Source organism: Moorena sp. SIO4E2 (genome assembly GCF_010671945.1).
Lineage (GTDB): Bacteria > Cyanobacteriota > Cyanobacteriia > Cyanobacteriales > Coleofasciculaceae > Moorena > Moorena producens.
In genome coordinates, this window is sequence record NZ_JAAHIE010000829.1 from 1 (window position 1) to 2584 (window position 2584).

1 protein-coding gene is annotated in these 2584 nt (G+C 42.1%); it reads left to right on the plus strand.

The genetic code is table 11. The features are described 5' to 3' along the window. The first annotated feature begins 725 nt into the window (after nt 1-725). A complete protein-coding gene (gene ltrA / locus F6K37_RS37785) occupies nt 726-2471 on the plus strand; it encodes a group II intron reverse transcriptase/maturase (RefSeq protein ID WP_287256165.1) in 1746 nt (581 codons plus the stop codon). The last annotated feature ends 113 nt before the right edge of the window (nt 2472-2584 follow it).

Here is a 2584-nt window from a genome sequence, read left to right on the forward strand (position 1 = left end):
ACTACTAAGCTGCTGATCGATAGCAATCCGATTTGAGTGGTGAAACACCAGAAGAGGGAGAGAGGGGTAAGAAGGGAAAGAATTTCACGATTTTTGTTCACAAATTAATTACCCCCGGGCTGGATCAGGTACAGGGAAATTTGTGCGACTCGTTGGCTAGAAACCTTACCTAATAAAAGGTATGGGGGATTAGCCGCAAGGTAACAGAACCTTGACAACTTGATAACCATGTTGGTGAAATACCAACCCTCGTGAAATCCGAGCGACAGCCTTACCCCTACTCACTGAGTCATAACAAACTAAGCGGGTAAAGCGGGGTCAAATAGTGAAGCTCTACCAACCTTAAGGTGGAGTTAGTAACAGGCAAATGAACTCACGGGTACGAGAGGAAGATACGCAGGAACCATCGTCATTGTACAATAGCGTAATAAGGCTGACACGCTATAGACAAAAAGTCAACGAAAAATAAAGGATTATAAGGTTGAATTTCCCTATAATGATTTCCCTAAGTTTCCGGTGGATAGTATCACCCTAAAAGTTCAACAGAATGGTTATCAGGAACGAAGTAACCTCACAGGTGCTCTTAAGAAAGGTCGATTTCTTAAGTAGGTAGTTAGCCACATGGCCTGTGTAGGAAAGATTGAGTCAGAAGCAAACGTCTAGGGTAATACCTAGAATACGCTGACGGACTCACGTGATGGGAAAAGATATGGTTGTAAGTAGCAATGAATAAGTCTAAAACTCGGGGGTTCGCCCCACAGTCGGAATGGAATCGGGTCGATTGGCGCAAGCTAGAAAGAACCGTATTTAAGTTGCAAAAACGAATATATCGAGCCTCTGTTCGTGGTGACGTTCGCGTGGTTAGAAGGTTACAAAAGACTCTAATGAAATCCTGGTCAGCTAAGATGCTGGCGGTAAGGAAGGTAACACAACAGAATAAAGGTAAAAAGACTGCCGGAATAGACGGGAAAAAAGCTTTAAAAGGCAAACAACGCCTCGTCTTAGTAGCCAACCTCAAACTGTACAAAAAACCTCAACCAACCCGTAGAGTTTGGATTGATAAACCTGGTCGTAAAGAAAAACGCCCCTTAGGGATACCCACTATTTACGACCGGGCACTCCAAGCCTTGGCAAAACAAGCATTAGAGCCAGAATGGGAAGCGGTCTTTGAACCAAACTCATATGGCTTTAGACTAGGAAGGTCATGTCATGATGCAATTGAAGCAATATTTAAATGTATCAGTCAAAAACCCAAATGGGTACTAGACGCCGATATATCTAAATGCTTCGATAAAATCAACCACGACGCTCTTCTCTCAAAAATAAATACCTACCCATCTATGAAGCGATTAATCAAAAACTGGTTAAAAGCAGGAGTAATAGATAAGGAAACATTCTCACCTACAAACGAAGGCACTCCTCAAGGCGGAATAATATCCCCGCTTTTAGCGAACATAGCCCTCCACGGAATGGAAAACAGGATAAACGAATATGCCCAAACCTTACCCGGATGCAAACGGGATAACAAAAAAGCATTAAAGTTAATCCGATATGCAGACGATTTCGTCATAACACATAAATCCAAAGAAGTGGTAGAAGAATGTCAGAGAATCATCAGCGAATGGTTGAGAGATATCGGCCTGGAACTAAAACCCGAAAAAACCAAACTGACACACACCTTTAAAGGATTTGACTTTCTAGGATTTAATATCCGTCAATACCCAGTAGGAAAAAATCAGTCGAAACAGGGTTTTAAAACCATCATCAAACCATCCAAAGAAAAAGTAAAAGAGCACTGGAAGCGACTATCAAGTGAAATAAGTAAACACAAAGCCGCCCCACAAAACGCCCTAATCAGGCATCTAAAACCCATAATAAGAGGATGGTGTAACTATAATCGCAGTGTCGTAAGTAGCGAAACATTCTCAGATTTGGACAACATGCTCTGGAACAAACTTCAAAGATGGGGATACAGGAGACATCCAAACAAATCAAAAACCTGGGTGAATAAAAAGTACTGGGGAACTAAGGTTGAAAAACCAAAAGAACCATGGGAAGCACCAAAGATAGATAACTGGGTATTCATGACAAATGAGGAGAACTATCTCCCGAAACATGCCAAAACAAAAATTGTAAGGCATGTAAAGGTCAAAGAATCCAGAAGTCCTTTCGATGGTGACCTAGTGTACTGGAGCAACCGAATGCAAAAACACCCTGAAATGACTAGCCAGAAGGGTAAACTTCTGAAAAGACAGGAAGGGAAATGTGCTGATTGTGGTCTCACATTCAGAGATGGAGATTTATTGGAAACGCATCACATAATACCACGCGCACAAGGTGGAAACGACCAACTCAGGAATCTTGAGCTACTCCACCTACATTGCCACGATGTAAAACATAGAACTAAAGTCAATCCAAAGTGTATTGAGTCAAGTAACGACTCCTCTAAGCTAGATGACAATCCTTTCTAATGTGGAGGTACCAATGAAAGTGTGTTCCTATCATGAGGAGCCGTATGACGGGAAACTGTCACGTACGGTTTTGGAGACGAGTCGCAGAGGTAACTCTGCGGCTTAGTTTAATA